Consider the following 24,965-nt stretch of genomic DNA (forward strand, 5'->3'; position numbering starts at 1 on the left):
TGCTATTTAAAGCAAGTGGATAAAGCTAATATGGAGCGGCACACGAGGCTCGAACTCGTGACCTCAACCTTGGCAAGGTTGCGCTCTACCAACTGAGCTAGTGCCGCATCATATTAACTCTAATATCATTTTTATAACTACATTTGGTATTGTAGTTAACCACAAAATGGTGCCCGGGGCCGGACTTGAACCGGCACGCTGTTACCAGCGAGGGATTTTAAATCCCTTGTGTCTACCAATTCCACCACCCGGGCATCGGGTTGCTCATAGAGCGCGTGGAGTGTTGAATGGAGGCGGAACCCGGAGTCGAACCGAGGTAGACGGATTTGCAATCCGCTGCATGGCCACTCTGCCATTCCGCCAAGATAGATAATTGGAGCGGCACACGAGGCTCGAACTCGTGACCTCAACCTTGGCAAGGTTGCGCTCTACCAACTGAGCTAGTGCCGCTTTCTTTATCTTGGGGGCTATGCCCTCTCAACACGGACGCATTCTACAGAGATTATTAAACGCGTCAATATAAAAAATGCTAGTTTTGAACTGTTTGCTTATTTTTTATCTAAAACGGTGTGTAATTAAACGTTTAGGATCAATTTTTGGTCAATTCTGACCATGCCGCTATTAAATACTGCAACATAGAACTAAGCGTTAAGAATGTTGCGATGTATAAAAGGCCATAACTTAAGTAGATCATCCATGTATCAAACTGCCAGATCAAACCAATTATGGCTAGCATCTGTGCTGCAGTTTTAAACTTACCCATGTTTGATACAGCTACGTTGTCACGTTTACCTTGCTCTGCCATCCATTCGCGTAATGCAGAGATAACAATTTCACGGCTAATAATAACTAATGCTGGAATAGTCATATACAAACTTTGGTAGTGGCTTGATAAAGCAACCAGTGCTGCACACACCATTACTTTGTCGGCAACCGGATCTAAGAATGCACCGAAAGGCGTTGACTGATTTAAACGACGCGCTAGATAGCCATCAAGGATATCTGTGATTGACGCAAGCCAGAAAACAAACGCAGCTGCGAAAAACGCCCATGAGAAAGGCAAATAAAATATCACCAAAAAAATGGGGATAAGAAAAAGTCTAAAGGTTGTGAGTGTGTTTGGAATATTCCACATAACTACTTGGAGATGTCTTTTTTTACTATATTCGCACGAAGGCTACGCCTTGTCATGCAAATGATTAAATATCTTTTCAGCCATTTCAGGGCTGATCCCAGGAACTTGTTTTAATTGGTCTATATTAGCAGCTTTTACCCCTTGCATGCCCCCTAAATATTTTAATAATGCTTGTCGGCGTTTTTGTCCTACACCGGTAATTTCTTCTAACAATGATTGTGTACGTTGTTTTTGTCGTTTATTACGATGCCCTGCAATGGCAAAACGGTGCGACTCATCACGAATATGCTGAATTAAATGCAGCGCTGGTGCATCTGAATCAAGTGGTATTGTTTTACGTCCACCATCAATTAATAGCGTTTCTAAACCTGGTTTCCGACTAGTACCTTTTGCAACACCCACCAGCAATGGCATTTTATTATGCGGCCAGTTTTCAAAATATTGCTCAGCACGAGATAATTGACCTTTACCACCATCGATAAAGATGACATCTGGAATTTTTTCTTCATCGACTACTTTGTTGTAGCGTTTATTAAGTGCAAATTCCATCGCAGCATAATCATCACCGCCGGTGATGCCAGTAACATTAAATCGACGATATTCTTTATTATTAGGCCCTTGCGAATCAAACACCACACAACTTGCTACCGTGTTTTCACCCATTGTATGGCTGATATCAAAACATTCCATGCGATTAATATCATCTAGGCGTAATGTTTCTTTTAATTGTGCGTAACGTTTGTTGATTGAATCCTGCGTGCTTTGCTTAACACTAATGCTGTTAAGTGCATTTTTATTAGCAAGTTTTAAATACTGTGCCCGCTCACCGCGATTAGCAACTTTTAGACTCACTTTACGTTCAGAGATTGCCGTAAGCGCTTCGCTTAATGGCTCACTTTCTTCAATACTAAACGGTAATATAATTTCTTTAGCAATACGCCCTGTTGCACCCGGGGCTAGATAATATTGGCCTAAAAAAGAAGTTAGAATTTCTTCTTCACCTGAGTCTTTTGGCACTTTAGGAAAATAAGTTTTACTGCCTAGCACTTTGTGGTCGCGGATCATTAATAAGTGAACCGCATTTAAACCATTTAAATGCGCAAAACCCACTACATCCATCTCCGCATGGTTACCTGAAATAGATTGCTGCTCCTGCATTTTTCGAAGCAACATGATTTGGTCACGCACTTTGGCCGCAAGCTCAAATTTAAGTTCTTTACTTGCTTGCTCCATTTTAGTAACTAAATCGGCAATGACTTCATGAGATTTGCCCAACAAAAACTTGCGAACAAAATCAACTTCTTGTTGATATTCTTCATCGGAGATTTTATTCACACACGGCGCTGAGCAGCGTTTTAACTGATATTGTAAACATGGACGGCTTCTAGCTCGGTAATACGCATCTTCACATTGGCGAACCGGAAAGATTTTTTGCATTAAACGCAAACTTTCAGATACCGCTCCCGCACTTGGGAATGGGCCAAAATATTCGCCTTTAATTTTTCGGCTACCACGATGAAAAGCAAGTCGCGGGTGCTTATGATCAGTTAAAAGAATATACGGATATGACTTATCATCTCGCAGCAAAATATTGTAACGAGGCTGATATTTTTTAATTAGGTTGTTTTCGAGTAATAAGGCTTCGGTTTCAGTGTTGGTCAGGGTGACTTCAATACCGCAAATATTACTTACTAATACACGCGTTTTGCTATCAGTTACATTACTACGGAAGTAACTACTTACGCGCTTTTTTAGATTTTTAGCCTTACCAACATAGATAACTTGCCCTTCACTATCAAGCATTCGGTAGACACCGGGCTCACTTGATAGTGTTTTTAGAAAACGGGCTGGTTCGAAATCAGACATTGAGCAAATTAATGCGAGCTATCAATGTCGATCATTTTATGACGAATTGCTAAATGGGTAAGTTCAACATCACCCCCTACATTTAGCTTTTCAAACATGCGATAGCGATAGCTATTCACTGTTTTTGAACTCAGGTTCAAGCGATCCGCAATATCTTGCGCTTTCTCACCTTTAGTAATCATCAGCATGATTTGCAGCTCACGCTCAGACAAACTCTGGAATGGGTTTTCATCTGTGCGGCCGCTTACCTGAGCAAGGGCAATTTGCTGTGCAATTTCAGGTGCAATATAACGTTGCCCTGCATTAACCGCACGAATGGCGTTAACCATTTCATCAGAGCCGGCACCTTTTGTCAGATAACCATGAGCACCGATTTGCATTACTTTGCTTGGGAATGGATCTTCACAATGCACGGTAAGCACAATAATTTTCACATCTGGGCAATAACGACAGATTTTCTTTGTCGCTTCTAAACCGCCAATACCTGGCATATTCATGTCCATCAACACGATATCAGGTGAATGTTGACGGCAAAATTGCACCGCTTCTTCACCGGTTTTAGCTTCACCCACCACTTTAAAACCACGAACATCATCAAGTATACGTCTGATCCCTGTCCGTACAAGTTCATGGTCATCAACTAAAAGTACATTAATCAATGGAACACCCTCAAATAACCCAAATAGCTGCTTTCGCACAATTTAATGTGCCACATTAGCACAGAAAAAGTGAAACGATAAATCAAAATATCGTTTCACTAATTAATTTTAAGCTGATGCTTTCTCGCTGAAACGATCAACCCATAGGGCAATGATACCATCACCTGTTACATTACAGGCAGTACCAAAGCTATCTTGTGCTAAATAAAGTGCAATCATTAATGCAACCGCACCTTCATTAAAACCAAGCATACTTGTTAAAAGACCCAATGCCGACATAACTGCCCCACCTGGTGCGCCGGGCGCAGCAATCATTACAACGCCTAGCATCATAATAAATGGCAACATACCAAATAACGATGGTACATCCATATTTGGTGATAAGAACATAACAGCCATTGCACATGTCACAATCGTAATTGTTGAGCCCGATAAATGGATGGTTGCACATAAAGGCACTGTAAAGTTAGCAACATCTTCTTTTACTTTATTTGCTTTGCTTGAGCGAAGTGAAACTGGAATGGTTGCTGCACTCGACATTGTACCTAAAGCAGTAAAATAAGCGGGTAGCATATTTTTTACAAGCTCTAAAGGATTACGCTTTAGTAAAAGACCTGTAGATACATATAAAACAGTTAGCCATAGCCAGTGCATAATTAATGCAGCTAGCAAAACAATACCAAATGTTTGCAGCGTATCAACCACGGTGCCAGCAACTGTCATTTCCGCGAAAACACCGGCAATGTAAAAAGGTAACGCAGGAATAATTACTTTTGCTAATAAGCCATCAATCACATCACGGCCCTGATCAGATACTTTCTTTAAAGTATCAAGCTGTAATTGGCTCATACCAATACCAAAAATGAATGCCGCAGCAAGTGCTGTCATTACACTCATAAGTGGTGGAATTTCTAAATCAATAAAGCTGCCCACTTCGGTAGCAACTTCTGCTTCAAACGTTAGACCGCCGTCAAATAATGGGATCATAGCGCTGACAAGTAAAAAAGCTAAGGTTCCAGCAATAACGGTTGAACCATATGCAAAGCCAACTGTTTTTCCTAACAAATGGCCTGACCCTTTTGGTAAACCAGCAATACCTGATGCGATAAAAAATAAAATAATTAACGGGATGGTAAAGGTGATCAACTGACCTATTATTTCTTTTACTGTGTAAAGGAGTTCAACACCTGTTAGTGGCACATATAAGCCCACTAAAATACCGGCAACAATACCAGCAATTAATTTTAGAATTAAATTCATAACGATCACTTCAATTTTTAGGTGGTAATCTTTTACCACGTTTTAGTTTACTTTTGTTATAAAACAGCCAAATTAACGTTTAACTGCGCAAATTACCACCACAGCTTGTTAGAATCTAATTTGAACGTAAATATATGCGCCCTGTCGCGTTGCATTTGTTAACAAAGTTGCAAATTAATAACATGCTCGCAGTTTTGAATACCCGTATAGTGCTTATGTATAAATCAATGTTAAGTGCCGCTCTATTAAGCGTGCCTTTCACCAGCTTGGCCACCAGCCAACCTGTCACCCTTCCTTTTATTGCTGAGCAGGCAACAATTGACGGCCAGCTCAATGAGCCAAGTTGGCAACGTGCCAAAAAAATTACCATAGACAACGTTACTTGGCCTTACGAAAACAGTAAAAGCCCAGTTACCACCCACGCTTATGTTTATGAAGATGGCGAAACACTTTTTATTGGCTTTGAAGCGAATGATCCAAACCCAGAACTCATTCGTGCTTTTTACCGTGACCGTGACGCAGCCTGGGATGATGACCTAGTCGGGCTAAAAATTGATTCATACAATAATTCTCAATTAGCTTATCAATTTTTTATTAACCCACTTGGCGTACAACAAGATTCAATAGAAAACGAACTGACCAAACATGAAAGCTCATCATGGGACGGTATTTGGGATAGCGTCGGTGTTATTCATGATAAAGGCTATACAGTTGAAGTTGCCATTCCGCTACGCGTATTGAATTTTGACGACAGCGTAGCAAGTAAAACTATGGCGATGGAGTTTTTACGCTTTTTACCGCGCAGTGAACGGTTACGTATCTCAAATATGCAAATTGACCACGGTAACAATTGTTGGATTTGCCAAATGCCAACTTACCAAGGTTTTGAACAAGCAAAGCAAGGCAATAACGTGGCGATTATTCCATCTGTGGTGCTTGGCAAAAATGAGACACGTGATATTGATGGCGCACAAGTTGATGACTGGGAGTCAGAGAACAACACTGAAGCCAGCCTCGATGTTAAATGGGGGATCACCCCAGATATCACCTTAAATGCGACGATTAATCCTGATTTTTCTCAGGTTGAAGCGGATGTAGCACAATTGAGTGTGAACAATAATTTCAGTTTATTCTTCCCAGAAAAGCGTGCCTTCTTTTTAGATAACGCTGACTACTTTGCCTCAACACTTAACCTTATTCATACCCGTAATATTGCCCAGCCAGATTACGGCACGAAAATCACCGGAAGTAAAAATGGCCATACATTTGCCGGCTTCATTGCCAATGATACACAAACCAATGTGTTGATCCCGGGCAATTTAGGCTCATCGCTTGTCGCCCTTGACGAGAAAAGTGAAAACGGTGCCCTGCGTTATCGATACGATTTTGAATCTGGGTTATCACTCGGTTCAACGGCAACACACAGACAAAGTGATGATTATAAAAACACGGTTTACAGTATTGATAGTAAATACAAACCAACAGTGAACGATGTTTTCTTAGTACAAGTATTAAAGTCACAAACGCAATACAGCCAAGATTTTATCGATGAGTTATGTGATGGTGATAACTGCTTACAGCCCGAGCAAGTAATCTGTGAATTACATAGTGACTGCGACTATAACGAAGGCGTACTTCGTGTTTTAAGTAGAGAACAGCAATCAGGTACTGGCTACTACCTAAAGTATCAACACGACGAGAAGTACTGGCGTGCCTTCGCTGATTATAATTACCGTGATGCTGATTTAAGAGCTGACTTGGGTTTTATCTCGCAAGTTGATTTTAAAAAGTTTACAACTGGTGGCGAATACCGCTGGTATGGGGATAAAGGCAATTGGTGGAATCGCGCTAACCTTTTCGCCGATTGGGATATTACCCACAACGAAAATAACGAACTTCTTGAAAAAGAAGCACAAACTAGTTTTTCAGTCAGCGGCCCGTTACAGAGCTTTTTTGAGGTTTCTGTTGAGCACCGTAACCGCACTGGCCTTCGCCACGATAAATCACGTTTAGATATCGACGGCAACACAGACTTGTTTAGCGAAAATGGCGTTGGTTTTTACAGTGACTTTAAACCAAAAGCTGGGGTATTTGCTTCTTTATATATGTACACAGGTAATGCCGTTGATTTAGCGAATAACCGCGTTGGTGATAAGTTCCATATACGCCCTGTGCTGAATATGAACCTTGGTAAGCATTTTGAAGTGCGTTTACGTCATACTTATGAGCAGCTTGAAGCCGATGGCAGTGAAGTATTTACCGCCAACTTAAGTGATGTACGTTTTACTTACCAATTCAACGTGAATAGCTTTTTACGCCTTGCAGTAATTTATACCGATTTAGAACGCAATCAGGCTAATTACATTGATGATGTAGATAGCCAATATAAAAAGTTAGCCACTCAGCTGTTGTATTCTTACAAGCTGAACCCGCAAACGGTATTCTTTGCTGGTTACTCAGATAATGGCTATCAAGATGATGAGCTATCATCAATTACTAAAGAGCAGCGTACGTTATTTGCTAAATTTAGCTACGCTTGGTTACTTTAAGACCCTACTAGCGCACCTTTTGGTGCGCGCCCTTCTTTTCCCACCTTATTACTAAATGCTATAAGCCTATTCGCTATATGTTATAGCCAAACTTTACTTTCGTTTTTATTTCACCACAGTAAAGTGTGACTATTACAGATCGCTAGCCTAAGCTAGTTGATCAACGATTGAATAAATTGCTTCCAAGGGAACACTATGTCTAACATTTTTGAAGATAATTCATTAACGATTGGTAATACACCAATTGTAAAGCTTAACCGCGTAACCTCAGGTAATGTTTTTGCTAAAGTTGAATCACGTAACCCAAGCTTCAGTGTTAAATGCCGTATTGGCGCTTCAATGATCTGGGAAGCAGAAAAGTCAGGTGTATTAACCAAAGAAAAAGAGTTAATCGAGCCGACTTCAGGAAACACAGGTATCGCACTTGCGTTCGTAGCGGCTTCTCGTGGCTATAAGTTAACCCTGACTATGCCTAACACAATGAGCTTAGAGCGTCGTAAATTATTAAAAGCCTTAGGTGCTAACCTAGTATTGACTGATGGCGCTAAGGGTATGAATGGCGCGATTGAAAAAGCAAAAGAAATTCAAGCGAGTGAGCCTGAAAAATATATTCTTTTACAACAGTTCGAAAACCCAGCTAACCCGAAAATTCACTTTGAAACAACGGGCCCTGAAATCTATGAAGCAATGGACGGTAAAATCGACATCTTCGTAGCGGGTGTTGGTACTGGTGGTACTATTACGGGTGTTAGCCGTTACCTTAAACTAGAAAAAGGTTTAAATGTACAATCGGTTGCTGTTGAACCAACTAACTCTCCAGTTATTAGCCAAACATTAGCTGGTGAAGAAGTTAAACCGGGCCCTCATAAAATCCAAGGTATCGGTGCAGGCTTCATCCCTGGCAACCTTGATTTAGAAGTAGTAGACGCTGCAGAGCAAGTATCAAATGAAGATGCGATTGCTATGGCTCATGAACTAATGAAAAACGAAGGTATTTTAGTGGGTATTTCTTCTGGTGCAGCAGTAGTTGCGGCAAAACGCCTTGCTGAAAAACCTGAGAACGCAGACAAGAACATTGTGGTAATTTTACCAAGTGCGACTGAGCGTTACTTATCTAGCCCATTATTTGCTGAAGAGTTCAGCGATAAAGAGCTAGTTCAGTAATCACTAAGAACCTCTTAGTTTTAAAAAAAGGATGCATACATGCGTCCTTTTTTATTACCTAAAATAAATAAAACCAATAATTTTACCGAGTTAACTTTACATCATGCTCATTTAGTCACACACTTAATTTTAAGTTCACTCGAAAAACTACAACAATGAAAAATATACTTTTAACTTTTATCCTTCTAAGTAGCAGCATTCTTTTCGGTTGCGGTTCTGAAGACGCACCAAAGGGCGAAAAAAACACCCCAGGTAATGTAGCGACTCTCTATTTTGATGCTTTATACAACCAAAACGATTTAAATCTTGCGATGGAATATGCCACGCCGAAAATGGCGCGAATTATGAAATCTTATGGCACCGCTGGGCAGTTCGCTCGTAACTTGGTTAATATGCAATACGATGAAGTGGTGATTGAAGTCGATATGACTAACATGAGTCTACGTGAACAATATGGCGATAAAGCTAACATCAATTTAATTTTTACGGGTTATTTTAATGGTAAGAAAATTGATGATATGCGCAGTGTGAAAATGATGCGTAAAAAAGGCAAGTGGTACATTGAAAAAATTAATGCAGATCCATTTGCGCGATAATTAATTACGAAAACTAAAAAAGGGCCTGAAGGGCCCTTTTTTTGAAAGAGTATTACTGCAGAACAGTATGGATATTACTCTTCGTCAAACTCTTGATGTTGACGCTGTGCAGGACGCGCTAAGATTTCAACGTAAAACGATGTAAGCTGTTTTGCTTCGATATCGCTAATACATTTATTAATCTCTGCCACGTGAACGACATTGGCCTCATCCGCTGATTCACCAAACTTACAGTCAAACGCCCAATAGTCGGCGCCTGCTGGGAGTGTTTTATTACGCTCACGTTTTAAGTATTTTTTTACTTCGTGCTTGGCTGCATCAACCATACGAGGATATTTAATTTTCTCGTGGTTTAGCGTGAATGTTTTCTTCATTATAGTCCTAGTAACTTGGTTCAATGACAATGGCATTAAGCCATAGACTGCTATTATAACAAGCACATCTTAATTTAGCTGTACTTTTTGCAGTTTTACTTAAATATAAGTCTATTCTTAGTGTATTCGAAGTCTATGACATTTCGATTAAGCCACTTATACCTAAGCTGTAGCTAAATGAAGAGGTTGATGTATCGCCTCGTCAGTAAGGCTATCATAAAATGCAGCTGCATCGATTTGTGGGCGCTCAACGGGTTTATTTTTTTCATAAAAGCGTTTTCTAACTGCAGGCTCACAGTTATCAATCACTTCTAGCGGCACATGTTGCTTATCATCACGAACATTCAGTGGCTCTGGGTTTAAACAATGACGTAATCTGATGTCTGATAAACCACCTTGCAATAGTCTAAGTGCATTTTCTTGCCCAATCAGGATATCAAACTGTTCGGGAGCTAATGGTTGTGTGGGGCCTGCACCTAACTCGGTGCGCAAAGCAGATTCAGATACTTCAGGATTGCTTAATTCAGTTTTTGGCAGGTGAAACTGGCTAAAATCGAGCGCATCATGAGAAAGCATTGCTAGTAATAAAGCAAATTCTCCAGAGCGGTGCTCGTGAACACTTTTATTTAGACGATTATCGAGTTGGCTCTCTGTGAGCAACAAACCATCAACTTGCATAGTCTTTAGCCAAATAGTTTCTTGATTAACCAGTTATCGGCATTTATGCATTTTTCTTTAGTTTTTTTCTTTACTTAAATAATAAGTTTGCTATTATCAGCGCCGTTGCATTGGAGGGGTTCCCGAGCGGCCAAAGGGATCAGACTGTAAATCTGACGGCTCAGCCTTCGCTGGTTCGAATCCAGCTCCCTCCACCACTCTTTACTCTTTCTAGCTTTACTCTTTCTAGCTTTACTCTTTCTAGCTTTACTCTTTCTAGCTTTACTCTTTCTAGCTTTACTCTTTCTAGCTTTACTCTTTCTAGCTTTACTCTCGCTAACTTAAGCTACCAACTCAAACTACTACCATTTGCTTTTAACCATTGCTCGGCTTTTTTATAATTTGGATAAAACTGGTTCACACGTTGCCAGAACTTAGCGCTATGGTTCATATGTAAAAGATGCGCAAGCTCATGTACAACCACATAATCAATCACCCAGGTTGGCGCACTTGCTAAATGTAAGTTAAAAGTCAGCTCGCGGCGTTTATTACAACTGCCCCAACGACGTTTATAATGTTGAATTTTAAGCTTTGTAGGGAGCGATTCAGACATCTGTAAACAATAATCATGAACACGCATTTCGATATAGCTCTCAAGCTTTTCATGTAAAAACTGCTCCAGCAAAGCTAGGTAATTAGCTTCTTGATGTTTGACACGTGATGATATTGATAAGGTAAGCTCAGACTGAGCATCTTGTTGCCACATGCTTTTCGGGCCTTTAGCGAATACTATCGGCACGTTTTGCCCAAACAACTTAATAGTGGCGTTTACTAATGGTAGTTGACGGCGCTCAGCATGAATGGATTGTTTGGCTATTTGTTCAGCCACCCAATCTTGTTTGGTCTTTAGCCAAGCATCTATTTCAGTTTGTGGAACATAAAAAGGCGCATAAACGGTCAATTTCTGCTCGGCAACTTTAATTGCGACGGTTGTTCTGCGCTTACTACGCTTTAGGGTGTAATCCAACAAAGGTCAGCCAATTCGATTAATAAAAAATGAGAGATTCCATTTTACCCTGCTAAATAGCTGCTAATCTATAAAGATGACTCACAAATAAGTTTTCACCTTTATGCCTGAAAAACCATGTTGTAGTTATACCTCACCAACAGGTAACAAGTGCCAAGAAACAGATATGGGCTCTGGATTTTGCTTTTGGCATGATAGTAAATTTGATAAATCAGGGCTAGATCTAACCCAAAAATTAGAGCGCTATGCAAAAAAAGGTGGCTTATTAGAAGGCCTGCAATTGCAAAGAGCAAACCTTTCAGGACTTAACTTAATAAAGCAGGATGACGAAGAAGGTTATGATCTCTCCTATTGTAATTTTTATCGTGCGAATTTAACTGGCGCTCACCTATTTAATAATAAAATCGCCAATGCTTCATTAATGAAAGCTAACTTACATAGCGCGAGTTTGCATTACTGTGATTTAAAAAATACCAACTTACTAGGTATTAAGCTCAACGACAGCCGAATTGATAATATCGAATTGGGTGACCAATTATTACAAGAAGCGGCTGCATTTAAAGCACGTAAAAATAAGCAGCATGATGAAGCACGAGACTTATTTGAGCAATCTGAAGAAATATATCGCAATTTAAGAAAAGCCTCTGAACATCAAGGGCTATTTGAGCTCGCCGGCAACTTCACCTACAAAGAATTAAGAATGCGTCATGCGCAATACCGAAAAGGCTCAACCAAGCAAATTACTTCCAGCTTTATAGATATGTTATGTGGTTATGGTGAAAAGCCCGAAAACGTCATTCGCTTTAGTCTGTCACTCATTATTTGCTGTGCATTTTGTTATTTCTTATTTGGGGTAAGTTATCAAGATTCTGTGATGCAACTAAGTTTTGAAAACTCATTTCAAAGCAATTTGTCGGCCTTACTGAATAGTTTTTATTTCAGCGTGGTGACTTTTACAACCCTTGGCTATGGTGACATTACGCCAATAGGTTTTTCGAGGTTAATCGCAGCCATAGAAGCATTTTGTGGTAGCTTTTCGCTTGCTTTATTCGTCGTTGTTTTTGTAAAGCGTATGACTCGCTAACGCATAATGTATGAACCCTTATGCTCTTTTGCCTGATACATTTTTTTGTCGGCTCGATTAATTAACTCTTCAGCATCTACCGTGCTATCAAGTGGCGCTGCAATAAGACCAAAACTTAGATGAAGCTCAGGGTATTGTTGTTCAAATGCGGCTATAAGTTTTTCACAAATAGTAAAGGCGCTATCTAACTCGCAATCGGGTAAGATGATGCAAAATTCATCGCCGCCATAACGGCACGGTATATCAATCTCGCGAATATTTTCAAGTAAGTATTGCCCTATATATTTAAGGACTTCGTCGCCTTTTAAGTGACCTTGTGTGTCATTCACTGACTTAAAGTCATCTAAATCAAAATAAACAACAGTTAGTGGCGATTTGTGACGTCTGGCTCTGGCAAGGTCACGTTGTAGTAACTCTTGCATTACACGGCGATTATATAAGTTAGTGAGAGGGTCGAGTTTAGCGAGCTTCTCAAGTTCTTGAGTACGCTGAGCGACTTTTTCTTCAAGGCCCTTCGCGTAGACTTCGGTGCGGCGCTTCGCATTTTCAATTTCGCCCACCAAACTGTCGATATAGGTATCAAAGACCAATGTCGTATCAAAGTAAATTAGCTTATCTATGATATTAAGTGTTTGATGTAGTTCAGTCTGATCGTTTATAGTCTCTTTAAGCACATTAAAAATTAGTTCTTTTAAAGTGCACACTGCCGATAAGTAAAGCTTAGGCTCAACACCAATACGCTTATGCACCATACCAATCCGTAAGCGGTTGTTAACATACTCATGTTCGTAACGACCACAAAATAAATCGATTATATACTGCCGTTGTGCATCTCTTAGCCGGGTTAAAGTATCTGCATCGCCAATTAATAACGAAATTTCATCAACTTCAGTTTGTTTTTTATAAAACTCATTCACTACATTTTCGATGGCTGATTCGATTATAGGTTTATAGTTCAAAAGAGATGACAGACTATTTGAAGTCAGCCCTAATAAGCTCATTCTGTGTTGGATTTCTACATCATTAATCTGCATTTGCTCAACTAATGTTTGCTCGGTTCTTCTCATCTACCCACCTCGAACTACTCCTTTTTAATTAAATATAGCCAAGGTTTTGAATCCTACGTACTTAAGTGATAGGTTTTTCTCTAAATTCAGAACAATTTGTATTAGACTGCTATAATAAGCCGTTTCAAAAAAATATTATGCTCGCGAAATTTTTTATCACCGATCAAGACCCCAGCTTAATAGTAAGTGGTGTCTATGATCCAAGCTTAGTTGCTCTTTCTATTGCTACGGCTATTTTTGCTGCTTATTTTTCACTCCATATCATTGATCTAGCAAATAGAACTCAATTTGATTCGTACCGTAAATTAGGCAGTGCAACAAGTGCCTTGGTGATGTCAGGTGGGATTTGGAGTATGCACTTTATCGGCATGCTAGCTTTTTCATTATGCACCACCGTGGAGTACGACCCTACACTGACATTTTTTTCATTTATTCCTGCATTTTTAGCCTGCTATACCGCATTTTCATTTTTGAAACGCAAAGATTTAAAGCAAATACCAACAACAATAAAGCTACTCATTGGCTCTGTATTACTTGGCTCTGGCATAGGTGCGATGCACTACTCGGGGATGGCAGCCATGCAAATGAGTCCGCTGCTTCGCTACGACCCAGCTTGGTTTGCAGCATCAATTGTGGTGGCTGTTGCATTATCTTTTGTCGGCTTATATGCGCGCTTTCACCTAGGTGAGTATTTTAAAAAACTCACTGTGTTACAAACCCGCGTCATTTGCGCCATTATCTTTGGCTTTGCTGTGGCTGGTATGCACTATATGGGAATGGCCGCCACTCGCTTTGTTGCAACCTCACCTTTGTTATCTGAAAACGTTCAAACCTCACAACTCACTTTTATCGCCATTAGCGTTTCATTTGCCACCGTATTATTAACCGCTCTGGTTGGTATTATTAACGGCATGGTACGTTTTCGCTTATTACTGGCAGAAAAATCAGCAGAAGAGTCGCGCTTGGATGCCATTTTAGGCACTGCAATAGATGGCATCGTAACAATTAATATTCATGGCATTATTTTAAGCTTTAATAAATCCGCAGAAACTATTTTTGGTTGGCGACAAGATGAAGTGTTAGGTAAAAACGTAAAACTATTAATGAACGACGATATAGCCGCTCAACATGATGGTTACTTAGCTGACAGTAGCAAGCATGAAGTTAAAAAAGTGATTGGCGTTAACCGCAATGTATTTGCAAAACATAAAGATGGTCATTTATTCCCGATTCGGTTAGGTCTTGGTGAAGTGAAGCAACCTAACGCAGAAACATTGTTTGTAGGCTTTATAACCGATTTAACTGAGCAACGTGCACTGCAGCAAAGTCTCGAAGAAAAAGAAAAGCAATATCGTACTTTAATGAACAATACTCCCGGCGCTGTATTTCGTTGTTTGTTAGATGAGCACTGGACAATGAAATTTATAAGCCCCAGTGTTGCTGACTTAACTGGTTACAGCCCTGAAGAGTTTACCGATGGCACAGTTACATTTGCTCAAATCATTAATAACGATGATGTAGCGCATATTGATGAAGTTATGGAAAAAGCCATAGCTGAAAAAAACCAATATGCGGTTGAGTACCGTATTCGCCATCGAAATGGAAACGTTGTGTGGGTTTTAGACCAAGGAACAATTAATGAAAGTAGTGATTCTGAACAAAAGTGGATCGATGGCGTACTTATCGATATCACCGCTCGTCACGAATATGAAGAATCACTCAAAAAAGCAAAACAAGAAGCTGAAGCTGCAGCACAAGCAAAACAATCATTTATGGCAAATATGAGCCATGAAATACGCACGCCAATGAATGCCATAATCGGCTTTAGCGACATATTAATGGATAGCCCGCTCAGTAAAGAGCAACAAAAGCATATCATTACTGTGAATAAGTCAGCTCGTTCACTGCTGCATTTGCTCAATGAAGTACTAGATTCTGCAAAGTTAGAAAAAGGCAAACTCGATATTCAGGCTGAGCACTTTAACTTACAAGCGCTACTCGACAACATAGTATCGACCTTTTGGCTCGAGGCTAAGCGAAAAGATATCCTGCTTGATTTGATTATAGCTGAAAATGTTGCGCCTATTTATATTGGCGATGAGTCTCGTATTCGCCAAGTGATGAATAATCTCATCGGTAATGCCATTAAATTTACAGAGCAAGGGTCTGTAACAATTACTGTGAGTCAAACTCAAAATAAACAATTGTTTTTCGAAGTACAAGACAGCGGTATTGGCATAGCCAAGCACCGCTTAGAAGCTATTTTCCAGCCATTTGAACAAGCCGACGGCACCATGACACGCCGATTTGGTGGCACAGGTCTTGGCACAACTATTAGTAAGCAGCTTGTTGAGTTAATGGGTGGTTCAATTGGTGCTATCAGTGAAGAAGGCAAAGGCAGCTGCTTTTACTTTACCCTACCATTACAAGAAGGTGATATCAGCCAAGTCGATACCTTACCTGGCAATCAATTAAACTTACCGAAACTTCGCATATTAGTGGTTGATGACATTGAGCAGAATGTTGAGCTACTGAACATTTTATTATCGCAAGCTGGGCACACCATTAGTACGGCTCAAAATGGCCTTGAAGCCATTTCAGCATTCGAGCAGCAAAACTTTGATGTAATTTTAATGGATATTCATATGCCGGAATGTGACGGCATTATGGCCTGTAAAGAAATTCGCGAAATAGAGAAAGTAAGATGCTTAAAAATTACACCTATCATCGCATTGACGGCAAGTGTTTTACAGCAAGATAAAATTACCACTAAACAAGCCGGTATGAATGGCTTTGCAAATAAACCCGTTGACATTAACCAGCTGAACCATGAAATTGCGAAAGTGCTTGGTTTAGAAGTAAATAAAATTACTAGCAATAAAGTCGGTGATGAAAAAAAGCACATCAACTACGACAAAGGTGTTTTGATGTGGGGAAGCAAAGAGAAATTAAATACGGAAATTGGCTTATTCCTTAGTAATCATCAACAGAGTATTCTACGACTGAAGGATCAGAAACTCAGTGAAGACGAACAAAAAGCAATTTTGCATACTCTTAAAGGAGTCGCGGGTAATTTAGCACTAGCCAAATTATTATACTTGTTATCAAACGCTGAGAAAGAACGTGAAAAGGAAAGCTTCCCTACACTCGTTGCCGAGTGCGAACAAGAATGGCAAACGCTGATTGCATTACTTGAAGAACAGCCGCAGTCTAGTTCACAACAGCAACCCATACACGAAACGTCGCTGGGCGCGTTTATTAGCCAAATTGAGGCACTGCAAGCTCAAGCTGAGCATGCAGAGATAGACGATGATTTATTAAGCCAAGTGCAATCCCAAGCACCTGCAACCTACCAAGATCAGGTTGTTGAAATTTGTGCGCATTTTGAAAACTTTGACTTTGATGCAGCAAGCACTGCTTTATCAGCTTTAAAGCACACTCTCCAAGCTGCTAAGGAACACCTATGACGCAAATCTCAGAACGTGAAAGAATTTTGGTCGTCGATGATGAACCAGCCAATTTAAAAGTGATCCGTGAAGTACTCGCTAACGATTATCGCTTATCGTTTGCAAAATCTGGCGAGCTTGCTCTTCAGCTTATTGAGAATGAACCTCCTAAGTTGATTTTGCTCGATATTATGATGCCAGATATGAGCGGTTTCGAAGTCTGTAAAGTGTTAAAAGCAAACCCTAAAACCGCTCATATTCCTGTTATCTTTGTTACCGCACTTTCCCATGAGCAGGATGAGTCTGAAGGCTTTGCTCTAGGTGCAGTCGATTATATTACCAAACCAATTAGCCCTGCGATTGTCAGAGCACGGGTTAAAAATCATTTATCTTTAGTGCAAGCTGAACAACTGCAATTAGCCCATATTGATTTGATTCAACGTTTAGGCCGTGCCGCCGAATATAAAGACACCGACACTGGTGAGCACATTGCAAGAATGAGCCGTTACAGTAAAATACTCGCCCTTGCCTATGGTATGAGTGAGTACGAAGCTGAGCAACTTAAGCAAGCTGCCCCTATGCATGATGTAGGTAAGATAGGTATTCCTGATTCAGTACTTTTAAAACCTGGGCGCTTAAACGAAAACGAATACGAGCACATGAAACAACATGCCTTAATCGGCGCGAAGATTTTAGAGAACTCAACTTCGCCGCTATTACAGCTTGCTCATAAGCTTGCCCTTGAACACCATGAAAAATGGGATGGTACGGGCTATCCGTATGGTCTGAAAGGCGAAGAGATCAGTATAGAAGGGCGTATTGTCACAATTGCAGATGTGTTTGATGCTTTAACCTCAAAACGCCCTTATAAAAAAGCTTGGTCGGTTGAAGAAGCCCTCGACTTATTGAAAGACGAAGCCGGTAAGCATTTTGACCCGCAACTAGTTGATTTATTTATCGGTCAAATAGATAGCATCATAGAAATCAAAAATACTTATACGAGCTAATATCTTAGGGCCTCATTTGAGGCCTTTTTTAATTGCATCGTAATCATGCGAAGTAATTTCATGGCTATTACCAGCACAATCTTTAAAATACATTGAATAAGTAACACCGTGGTCAGCAACAAATGTTTTAACATCAAACTGAGCGAGATGCTCAAGCCATGCTAAAAACTGTGCTGCATTTGCGCCAAAAGCAATACCTTTGCTTCTACCGTCTGCTTCAAAGAGTGCTAAACGAATTGTCTTTGCTTGGTCCTCTAAGGTTAAAGGCCCTTTTCCTTCATCCCAAAAAGCAAGCTCTGGTACAACATTAAAACCAAGTACTTGCTGATACCACTTAAGCGCAGCCGATAAATCATCAACATTTAAGTGGCAATGATCAACACCACGTAAAGATGGAATAGCCATGTTACTCACCAATTTCTGTTTTTAACTGCTCTAAAAATTCGAGCATATAATCTGTGCGTCGTTTAGCTTCATCTTTTGCTGATGGCGTGTTCATACTCTCGCTAATGTGCAACAGCTTAATGAAAAAATGATCGAGGGTATATTTTGTATCGTCAGGTTCGCGGTTTAAACAAAATGGGTCGTCTTTATGATACAGATAACGACCAATTGAGCCCCCTACTTTCATGCAGCGACTCACACCAATTGCACCTAAAGCATCCATTCGATCCGCGTCTTGCACAATTTGCGCTTCGACACTTTGGACTTTGATATTGGCACTAAAGCTATGTGCCGCAATAGCATGATGAATAGCACTAAAATACTGCTCAGGATAATTAATTGAGGCTAAAAAACTTAACGCCTTATCTGCAGCCATGGTCGATGCTTTTGCCCTGTCTGGGTGGTTTTTAGCAACCGCAACACAATCATGTAACCAAGCTGCGGGTAACACCACAGCCATTTCTGCCTGCTCGGCAATACATAATTGTTTTGCAACCCTCACGACTCGCTCAATATGACTAATATCGTGTGCGACATCGGCATGGAGTAAAGACAAAATAAAGTCTCGACACTGAGTTTCTAAAGCTGCAAAGTCTATTTCTGGCTGCATATACTGGCTATCACCATTAACTGATTGAAATTATGCTTACTTTAGCGTGCTTACTGGATTTGTTCAAAACATTCATTGTATGTTTGCCAGTGCTTCATTAAACTATGCCCCCCTTTTGTTTGACGCGAGAATCCCTATGTCATCTGCTATTTACCTGCAAGCTGGACGAGAAAAATCATTAAAAAGAAAACACCCATGGGTGTTCTCTAAAGCCATTAAAAAAGTAAAAGGTAAGCCAGGACTAGGTGACACTGTCACTATCTATGACAATGACGGTAAGTTTTTAGCGATTGCAGCTTACAGCCCGCAATCGCAAATTCGCGCTCGCGTATGGAGCTTCGATCAAAACGAAGTTATTGACCAAGCATTTTTTGAAAAACGTTTGCGCCGTGCCTATGCTGCGCGCGAACAGGTGATCAGCGAAGGAGGCTTAACAGGTTTTCGTTTAAGCGCTGCAGAATCTGACTACTTGCCAGGCATCACTATCGATAAATTTGATAATGTACTGGTGTGTCAACTACTTAGTGCCGGTGCAGAACGCCATAAAGGTGAAATTGTTGCTGCACTTATGGCCATTTTCCCAGGCTGCGATATTTATGAGCGATCAGACGTTGATGTCCGTACCAAAGAAGGTCTTGAGCCAATCAAGGGCCTACTTTGGGGTAAAGAACCAACAGAGCCAGTCGTCATTGAAGAAAATGGCTTAAAACTCGAAGTAGACATTCTTGAAGGCCACAAAACAGGCTTTTACTTAGATCAACGTGATAGTCGTGCAGCTCTTGAGCGCTTTGTTAAAGACAAAACAGTATTAAACTGCTTTAGCTACACAGGTACTTTCTCGCTCTATGCTTTGCGTGGCGGTTGTAAACACGTTACTAACGTCGATGTGTCACAGCCAGCGCTCGATACGGCTAAGCGTAACGTTGAGCATAACAACCTTGACTTATCTAAAGTTGATTTTGTGAAACAAGATGTTTTTAAGTTATTGCGCCAATACCGTGATGAAGGTGTGCAATTTGATACTATCGTTATGGATCCACCAAAATTTGCTGACAACAAAGCGCAGTTAACCGGTGCTTGCCGTGGTTATAAAGATATTAATATGATTGCGATGCAAATCTTAAAACCAGGTGGAACCTTACTCACCTTCTCGTGTTCTGGATTAATGGAGCAAAATTTATTTCAAAAAGTGGTTGCAGATGCTGCCCTTGATGCAGGTAAAGACTTATTGATCATGGAGCGACTAAACCAAGCTGCCGACCACCCGATTGCTGGCAGCTACCCAGAAGGCTTTTATCTTAAAGGCTTGATCTGTAAGGTTTACTAGTTAAAGCTTACAATTTCTAAACCGGCACTCAAGGAGCCATCTTGCTCCTTGGTTGCTCGTATCACACGGGCTGTTGCATCAAATGAGGTAATAGCCGTGCTAGTCGAAGCAATTAACACCCGATACAGACTGCCTATTTCTAAAACTTCATCAAGGTGAATTGCCAGCCCTGTTGCACTTAAATCAGTGCACATAGCCTGAATTTCTTCGCCATTAACAACATCTAATGGGATTAGTTTTGCAGGGGTATGAATTTGCATGCGGCGAAAGTCGCGTTTCTCCTCATGAAACATATGGCCTCCTATACCAGTGTTTTTATTTTCTCTATTAATGTTTTAACAGAAAAAGGCTTCACTACATAGGCGTCACACCCGGCATCAAACCCCGCTTTTTGTTCAAGCTCGGTTTCAAGGCCAGACACCATGACAACAGGAATTTGCTCTGTTTCTGGGGTGTTTTTTAGTAAGCGGCAAGTATCATAACCATCTAAGCCTGGCATACAAACATCTAGCAGTATAGCATCTGGTGGCTCCGCAATGGCAGAAGTTAAACACGATGTGCCTGAGTTAGCATAACTTAATGAAAACTCATCCCCAAGGCTTGCTTTGAGCATTTCAAAATTAAAGTATTCATCATCAACGACCAAAATAGTTGGTCGCGGTCGATTTACCGCACGCTCAGAAACTGAGATAGGTCTTTCCTTTTCAATACCCACATAATCTCCTTTTAGCACCAGTGTTTGTAACTTACAGCAAGGAGGCACTAACCTCATTGCTCATTCCTTAGTATTATAACTCACATTCTTTAATTGCGTTTAAAACACGTTTAGCAGATACAGGATAAGGTGTCCCTAGTGTTTGTGCAAATAAAGAAACACGTAACTCCTGTTGCATCCAAAATATCGCACTGATCTCTTCAGGAATTGGCATACCCTTAGGAATTTTATTAGCCAATTTTTGATATTGCTCAGCTACTTTTTCAAGCTCAAGCACACACAACCTATCACGATTAGGATCAACAGGGAGCTTTTCTAGGCGGCGTTCAATGGCTTTTAAGTAACGAATTAAATCCGTCATTTTTGCTGCGCCGTGCTGGCTAACAAAGCCTTTGAAAACTAAGCTTTGTAACTGTGATTTAATATCACCGTGCGCCGTGATCATGGTTAAATCAACGCGTCCTTTCATACGTTTATTTAAGCCATGAGCAATACTTAGCACTTGCTCTACTTGGGTAGCGATCTCAACAACCGTATCACCAAGCTCACCGCGAATTTGCTCTTTCGCTTTTTCAAATGCATCTGCTGTGCGAATGTTGCCGTATTTAGTTAATAGGCTATCGACGGCTGCAGCGATACAGTCATCAATTAAGTCATTGACCTTACCAAACGGATTAAAGTACAAACCTAATTTAGATTTGTTTGGTAAGTTTTGTTGTAAATACTTAATCGGTGATGGCACATTTAATAACACTAAGCGGCGTAAACCTTGTTGGTGCGCCTGCTGTGCTTTGTGTTCATTATCAAATAGCTCAACCGCTGCTGTGTCTTTTTTATCCACCAGCGCTGGAAACGCCTTAATCTCGTATTGACCTTGCTTTTTCACGTAAGAGCTTGGTAGTTCACCAAAACTCCACTCGGTCAAATCAGCTTTTTCTATGCCTTTGTCGGCTACTTTCGATAAGGTATCCGTTACCTTACCTTGTAACTGTTCTTTTAGTTTAGATAAATTTAACCCGCGAGCGAGTAACTTGTCGTGTTCATCGCGCACTTCAAACTGCAGGCGTAAATGCGGAGCAAGGGTTGATAAATCCCATGCATCAGGCTCAACACGCACTCCTGTCATGCGCAATAAACGCGTGCTAATTGCATCAATTAGGTTACCTTGCATCGGCTCAATTGCAGCGAGTACCGCATCGGCGTAGTTTGGCGCAGGCACAAAGTTGCGACGAATTGTTTTTGGTAGCGACTTGATAAGCGCACAAATTAACTCATGCCTAAATGCAGGAATGTGCCAATCAAAACCGGTTTCTTGAACTTGGTTTAACAGCGCTACCGGAATTTGTACCGCAACACCATCAACGGCTTGGCCTGGATCAAAGTGATATGCCAGTGGTAATAACAAGTTCTCTTGCTGCCAAGTATCTGGGTAATCAAACTCAGTGACATGATCGGCACCATGCTGCATTAGCTCTTCTCGAGACATATGCAAAAAGCGTTTATCTTTTTGTTTTTGCCCTTTCCACCACTTATTAAACGCGGCACGATTATTTACATCTTGTGGAATTTTCTTGTCGTAGAATTCAAATAGGGTTTGTTCATCAACTAAAATATCACGGCGGCGAGATTTATTTTCAAGAACCTGAATATCTTCAATTAACTCTTGGTTAAATTGTAAAAAGCCTTCAGTTTGACCCAGTTCTTGCTCTACTAAAGCGGTGCGAATAAACAACTCGCGACTTACTTTTGGATCAATATTGCTGTATACACAGCGGCGCTTATTAACAATTAATAGGCCATACAAGGTTTGCTGCTCAAACGCGATAACTGCACCCGGCTTTTTCTCCCAATGCGGTTCACTGTAGCTGCGCTTTACTAAATGCTGTGCAAAGCCTTCAACCCATTTCAAGTCTATGCGCGCGTTGATGCGAGCATAAAGCTTACTGGTCTCAACAAGCTCTGCCGACATAATCCATTTTGGGCTCTTTTTAAATAACCCAGAGCCTGGGAAAATATGGAATTGACTGTTGCGGGCGCCTTTATAAATTTGTTTTTCATCTTTAAAACCAATATGGCTTAACATACCGCTTAATAAAGATTGATGAATTCGCTCGCTGTCAGCAACATTGGTAGTGGCCTTCATGCCCATTTCATTACATACCGTTGATAGCTGATAAACAATATCTTGCCATTCGCGAATACGCATATAGGCTAAAAAGTCCTTTTGGCATAACTTTCTAAATTGGCTATTGCTCAATTCAGATTGCTGCTCTTCAAGGTAATTCCAGAGATTTAAAAAGGCGATAAAATCTGAATCAGGGTCGTCAAAACGGCCATGCTTTTCATCCGCTGCACCGCGTTTTTCTTGTGGTCGCTCTCTTGGGTCTTGAATAGACAATGCCGCAACTATAATAATCACTTCACGCAGTGCACCTAAGCCATCGGCAGTCAGCACCATTTTCGCTAAACGTGGATCAACCGGTAAACGGCTTAAGCTTCTGCCTGATTTCGTAAGCTCAGTCTTTTTATGACGTTTAGCTGGTTTAATTGCTTCGAGTTCTTCAAGTAGCGTTAAACCATCGTTGATATTTCGACTATCTGGCGCTTGCACGAACGGGAACTGTTGCATGTCGCCAAGCCCTAAACCAAGCATTTGCAAAATAACAGAGGCTAAGTTGGTGCGTAAAATTTCAGGATCAGTAAATTCTGGACGCAAATTAAAGTCTTCTTCGCTATATAAACGAATACAGATACCCGCTTCTATACGACCACAGCGGCCTTTTCGCTGATTGGCACTGGCTTGTGAAATAGGCTCAATCGGTAATCGTTGTACCTTAGTACGATAGCTATAACGGCTGATGCGCGCGGTACCTGGATCGATAACATAGCGAATACCCGGCACCGTTAGTGATGTTTCAGCCACGTTGGTAGCTAAAATAATATGACGGCGGCTATGCGGCGCAAAAATTCGGTTTTGTTCAGCATTTGATAAACGCGAGTAAAGCGGTAAAACATCAGTTCCTTTGAGGTTTCGCTTTGATAACGCATCGGCGGTATCGCGAATTTCTCGTTCACCGTTCATAAAAATCAGAATATCGCCAGGGCCTTCATCGCACAGCTCATCAACGGCATCAAAAATCCCCTGTAATTGGTCACCATCCGCTTCCATCTCGTCTTTGTTGATTTCAGTGGTTGGTCTATAACGAACCTCTACAGGGAAAGTTCGACCGGATACTTCGATGATGGGTGCATCATCAAAATGTTTAGAAAAACGCTCTGGGTCAATCGTCGCTGAGGTAATAATAACTTTTAAGTCAGGACGTTTTGGCAGTAAATTTTTTAAATAGCCTAAGATGAAATCGATATTCAGGCTACGTTCGTGGGCTTCATCGATGATGATAGTATCGTACTGATTTAGGTATCTGTCTTGTTGAATTTCAGCCAGCAGAATACCGTCTGTCATCAATTTAATATAGCTATTGTCAGAAACTTGGTCACTAAAACGAATTTTAAAACCCACTTGTTGACCTAGCTCGCATTGCATTTCTTCTGCAATACGATTCGCGACACTTCGAGCCGCGAGTCGGCGAGGCTGGGTGTGGCCAATGTATCCATCAACACCGCGGCCAAGCTCTAAACACATTTTTGGGATCTGCGTCGTTTTACCAGATCCTGTTTCACCGGCGATAATCACTACTTGGTTATTGGCAATCGCCTGTTTAATGTCATCTTTCTTTTGGCTAACAGGAAGTTGCTCTGGGTAGGTCACTTTAGGCAATGCAGCCAAACGTTGCTCGCGCAATTGCTGCGAACGACTAATATCTTCTGCGATTTTTTGCGCTATGTTTGCTTGCTTAGTTTCATCGTTGATTTTTTTAATGCCATGAAGGCGTTTTTTGAAGATGAATTGATCTTTGCGTAAACACGTTTTTAATTCGCCGAACAGCGGACCTAGGTTAACCACCCGATACCCTTATA

The 24,965-nt window shown here is 40.8% G+C and carries 20 protein-coding genes and 5 tRNA genes; 8 read left to right on the forward strand and 17 right to left on the reverse strand.

Annotated elements, in window-relative coordinates; all coding sequences use genetic code 11:
- Positions 1–31: 31 nt before the first annotated feature.
- The 8 genes from AUR67_RS00695 to AUR67_RS00730 all read right to left on the reverse strand — a co-directional run bounded on the left by AUR67_RS00695 (position 32) and on the right by AUR67_RS00730 (position 4,920).
- A tRNA-Gly gene (locus AUR67_RS00695) sits at positions 32–107 on the reverse strand.
- Positions 108–167: 60 nt separating this feature from the next.
- A tRNA-Leu gene (locus tag AUR67_RS00700) sits at positions 168–254 on the reverse strand.
- Positions 255–288: 34 nt separating this feature from the next.
- Positions 289–362: transfer RNA gene (locus tag AUR67_RS00705), tRNA-Cys, on the reverse strand.
- A 12-nt stretch (positions 363–374) separates the two neighbouring features.
- Positions 375–450: transfer RNA gene (locus tag AUR67_RS00710), tRNA-Gly, on the reverse strand.
- Positions 451–589: 139 nt separating this feature from the next.
- Positions 590–1,135, reverse strand: a complete 546-nt coding sequence (gene pgsA, locus AUR67_RS00715) for a CDP-diacylglycerol--glycerol-3-phosphate 3-phosphatidyltransferase (RefSeq protein ID WP_058583731.1) — start codon at positions 1,133–1,135, stop codon at positions 590–592.
- 42 nt (positions 1,136–1,177) lie between these two features.
- On the reverse strand, positions 1,178–3,001 hold the full coding sequence (gene uvrC, locus AUR67_RS00720; protein ID WP_054553646.1) for an excinuclease ABC subunit UvrC: 1,824 nt from the start codon (positions 2,999–3,001) through the stop codon (positions 1,178–1,180).
- 8 nt (positions 3,002–3,009) lie between these two features.
- A complete protein-coding gene (gene uvrY / locus AUR67_RS00725; protein ID WP_054564041.1) occupies positions 3,010–3,660 on the reverse strand; it encodes a UvrY/SirA/GacA family response regulator transcription factor in 651 nt (216 codons plus the stop codon).
- Positions 3,661–3,768: 108 nt separating this feature from the next.
- The gene (locus AUR67_RS00730) at positions 3,769–4,920 is read right to left on the reverse strand and encodes a dicarboxylate/amino acid:cation symporter (RefSeq protein ID WP_058583773.1); all 1,152 of its coding nucleotides are present in this window, start codon (positions 4,918–4,920) and stop codon (positions 3,769–3,771) included.
- 215 nt (positions 4,921–5,135) lie between these two features.
- Between AUR67_RS00730 and AUR67_RS00735 the strand changes: the two genes are divergently transcribed.
- The 3 genes from AUR67_RS00735 (at position 5,136) to AUR67_RS00745 (ending at position 9,229) form a co-directional block, all read left to right on the forward strand.
- Positions 5,136–7,469 (forward strand): carbohydrate binding family 9 domain-containing protein, encoded by a 2,334-nt coding sequence (locus tag AUR67_RS00735; RefSeq protein WP_152996452.1) that lies wholly within the window; start codon positions 5,136–5,138, stop codon positions 7,467–7,469.
- A 195-nt stretch (positions 7,470–7,664) separates the two neighbouring features.
- Positions 7,665–8,633 (forward strand): cysteine synthase A, encoded by a 969-nt coding sequence (gene cysK, locus AUR67_RS00740; protein WP_058583732.1) that lies wholly within the window; start codon positions 7,665–7,667, stop codon positions 8,631–8,633.
- Positions 8,634–8,788: 155 nt separating this feature from the next.
- A complete protein-coding gene (locus tag AUR67_RS00745) occupies positions 8,789–9,229 on the forward strand; it encodes a hypothetical protein (protein WP_054564020.1) in 441 nt (146 codons plus the stop codon).
- 74 nt (positions 9,230–9,303) lie between these two features.
- On the opposite strand, the gene AUR67_RS00750 is transcribed toward AUR67_RS00745, so the two are convergent.
- Together AUR67_RS00750 and AUR67_RS00755 are read right to left on the reverse strand one after the other, a co-directional pair.
- Positions 9,304–9,603, reverse strand: a complete 300-nt coding sequence (locus tag AUR67_RS00750) for a DUF6172 family protein (RefSeq protein ID WP_054564021.1) — start codon at positions 9,601–9,603, stop codon at positions 9,304–9,306.
- 162 nt (positions 9,604–9,765) lie between these two features.
- Positions 9,766–10,281: a VC2046/SO_2500 family protein gene (locus AUR67_RS00755; RefSeq protein ID WP_058583733.1), complete on the reverse strand. Its 516-nt coding sequence runs from the start codon at positions 10,279–10,281 to the stop codon at positions 9,766–9,768.
- A 112-nt stretch (positions 10,282–10,393) separates the two neighbouring features.
- On the opposite strand from AUR67_RS00755, the gene AUR67_RS00760 reads away from it, so the two are divergent.
- A tRNA-Tyr gene (locus AUR67_RS00760) sits at positions 10,394–10,478 on the forward strand.
- 128 nt (positions 10,479–10,606) lie between these two features.
- Here AUR67_RS00760 and AUR67_RS00765 read toward each other — a convergent pair.
- A complete protein-coding gene (locus tag AUR67_RS00765) occupies positions 10,607–11,287 on the reverse strand; it encodes a M48 family metallopeptidase (protein ID WP_058583734.1) in 681 nt (226 codons plus the stop codon).
- Positions 11,288–11,390: 103 nt separating this feature from the next.
- On the opposite strand from AUR67_RS00765, the gene AUR67_RS00770 reads away from it, so the two are divergent.
- Positions 11,391–12,371, forward strand: coding sequence for an ion channel (locus AUR67_RS00770; protein ID WP_058583735.1), 981 nt, complete (start codon positions 11,391–11,393; stop codon positions 12,369–12,371).
- Here AUR67_RS00770 and AUR67_RS00775 read toward each other — a convergent pair.
- Complete coding sequence (locus tag AUR67_RS00775; RefSeq protein ID WP_058583736.1) at positions 12,368–13,438, reverse strand: GGDEF domain-containing protein; 1,071 nt, start codon at positions 13,436–13,438, stop codon at positions 12,368–12,370. The genes AUR67_RS00770 and AUR67_RS00775 overlap by 4 nt on opposite strands.
- 137 nt (positions 13,439–13,575) lie before the next feature.
- On the opposite strand from AUR67_RS00775, the gene AUR67_RS00780 reads away from it, so the two are divergent.
- The gene (locus AUR67_RS00780) at positions 13,576–16,905 is read left to right on the forward strand and encodes a PAS domain S-box protein (RefSeq protein WP_058583775.1); all 3,330 of its coding nucleotides are present in this window, start codon (positions 13,576–13,578) and stop codon (positions 16,903–16,905) included.
- Positions 16,902–17,891 carry a two-component system response regulator gene (locus AUR67_RS00785; RefSeq protein WP_058583737.1) on the forward strand — a complete coding sequence of 330 codons (990 nt, stop codon included), beginning with the start codon at positions 16,902–16,904 and terminating at the stop codon, positions 17,889–17,891. Before AUR67_RS00780 ends, AUR67_RS00785 begins: the two co-directional genes overlap by 4 nt.
- Before the next feature lie 12 nt (positions 17,892–17,903).
- Here the strand turns inward: AUR67_RS00785 and AUR67_RS00790 are convergent, their stop codons facing one another.
- Entirely contained in the window at positions 17,904–18,305 is a 402-nt protein-coding gene (locus AUR67_RS00790) for a VOC family protein (protein ID WP_201024566.1), read from the reverse strand.
- Complete coding sequence (locus AUR67_RS00795; protein ID WP_058583739.1) at positions 18,298–18,945, reverse strand: HD domain-containing protein; 648 nt, start codon at positions 18,943–18,945, stop codon at positions 18,298–18,300. Before AUR67_RS00795 ends, AUR67_RS00790 begins: the two co-directional genes overlap by 8 nt.
- Positions 18,946–19,081: 136 nt before the next feature.
- On the opposite strand from AUR67_RS00795, the gene AUR67_RS00800 reads away from it, so the two are divergent.
- The gene (locus AUR67_RS00800) at positions 19,082–20,272 is read left to right on the forward strand and encodes a class I SAM-dependent methyltransferase (RefSeq protein WP_058583776.1); all 1,191 of its coding nucleotides are present in this window, start codon (positions 19,082–19,084) and stop codon (positions 20,270–20,272) included.
- Here AUR67_RS00800 and AUR67_RS00805 read toward each other — a convergent pair.
- From AUR67_RS00805 to hrpA, 3 genes are read right to left on the reverse strand one after another with little or no spacing between them, the layout of a single operon-like run.
- Positions 20,269–20,565 (reverse strand): PilZ domain-containing protein, encoded by a 297-nt coding sequence (locus AUR67_RS00805; protein WP_054564030.1) that lies wholly within the window; start codon positions 20,563–20,565, stop codon positions 20,269–20,271. The two genes, AUR67_RS00800 and AUR67_RS00805, sit on opposite strands and share 4 nt — an antisense overlap.
- Positions 20,566–20,573: 8 nt before the next feature.
- Entirely contained in the window at positions 20,574–21,044 is a 471-nt protein-coding gene (locus tag AUR67_RS00810) for a two-component system response regulator (RefSeq protein WP_082665537.1), read from the reverse strand.
- Between the two features lie 16 nt (positions 21,045–21,060).
- Positions 21,061–24,951 (reverse strand): ATP-dependent RNA helicase HrpA, encoded by a 3,891-nt coding sequence (hrpA, locus tag AUR67_RS00815; protein ID WP_058583740.1) that lies wholly within the window; start codon positions 24,949–24,951, stop codon positions 21,061–21,063.
- Positions 24,952–24,965: the final 14 nt, after the last annotated feature.

This window comes from Pseudoalteromonas sp. XI10, assembly GCF_001469895.1.
GTDB lineage: Bacteria > Pseudomonadota > Gammaproteobacteria > Enterobacterales > Alteromonadaceae > Pseudoalteromonas.

Coding starts and splice junctions, on each gene's coding strand:
- AUR67_RS00805 (WP_054564030.1), bottom strand. CDS start 20,565: ATGTTTCATGAGGAGAAACGCGACTTTCGCCGCATGCAAATTCATACC.
- AUR67_RS00750 (WP_054564021.1), bottom strand. CDS start 9,603: ATGAAGAAAACATTCACGCTAAACCACGAGAAAATTAAATATCCTCGT.
- AUR67_RS00785 (WP_058583737.1), top strand. CDS start 16,902: ATGACGCAAATCTCAGAACGTGAAAGAATTTTGGTCGTCGATGATGAA.
- pgsA (WP_058583731.1), bottom strand. CDS start 1,135: ATGTGGAATATTCCAAACACACTCACAACCTTTAGACTTTTTCTTATC.
- AUR67_RS00795 (WP_058583739.1), bottom strand. CDS start 18,945: ATGCAGCCAGAAATAGACTTTGCAGCTTTAGAAACTCAGTGTCGAGAC.
- uvrC (WP_054553646.1), bottom strand. CDS start 3,001: ATGTCTGATTTCGAACCAGCCCGTTTTCTAAAAACACTATCAAGTGAG.
- AUR67_RS00730 (WP_058583773.1), bottom strand. CDS start 4,920: ATGAATTTAATTCTAAAATTAATTGCTGGTATTGTTGCCGGTATTTTA.
- AUR67_RS00770 (WP_058583735.1), top strand. CDS start 11,391: ATGCCTGAAAAACCATGTTGTAGTTATACCTCACCAACAGGTAACAAG.
- AUR67_RS00755 (WP_058583733.1), bottom strand. CDS start 10,281: ATGCAAGTTGATGGTTTGTTGCTCACAGAGAGCCAACTCGATAATCGT.
- AUR67_RS00745 (WP_054564020.1), top strand. CDS start 8,789: ATGAAAAATATACTTTTAACTTTTATCCTTCTAAGTAGCAGCATTCTT.
- AUR67_RS00775 (WP_058583736.1), bottom strand. CDS start 13,438: ATGAGAAGAACCGAGCAAACATTAGTTGAGCAAATGCAGATTAATGAT.
- AUR67_RS00780 (WP_058583775.1), top strand. CDS start 13,576: ATGCTCGCGAAATTTTTTATCACCGATCAAGACCCCAGCTTAATAGTA.
- AUR67_RS00735 (WP_152996452.1), top strand. CDS start 5,136: ATGTATAAATCAATGTTAAGTGCCGCTCTATTAAGCGTGCCTTTCACC.
- cysK (WP_058583732.1), top strand. CDS start 7,665: ATGTCTAACATTTTTGAAGATAATTCATTAACGATTGGTAATACACCA.
- AUR67_RS00810 (WP_082665537.1), bottom strand. CDS start 21,044: ATGAGGTTAGTGCCTCCTTGCTGTAAGTTACAAACACTGGTGCTAAAA.
- AUR67_RS00800 (WP_058583776.1), top strand. CDS start 19,082: ATGTCATCTGCTATTTACCTGCAAGCTGGACGAGAAAAATCATTAAAA.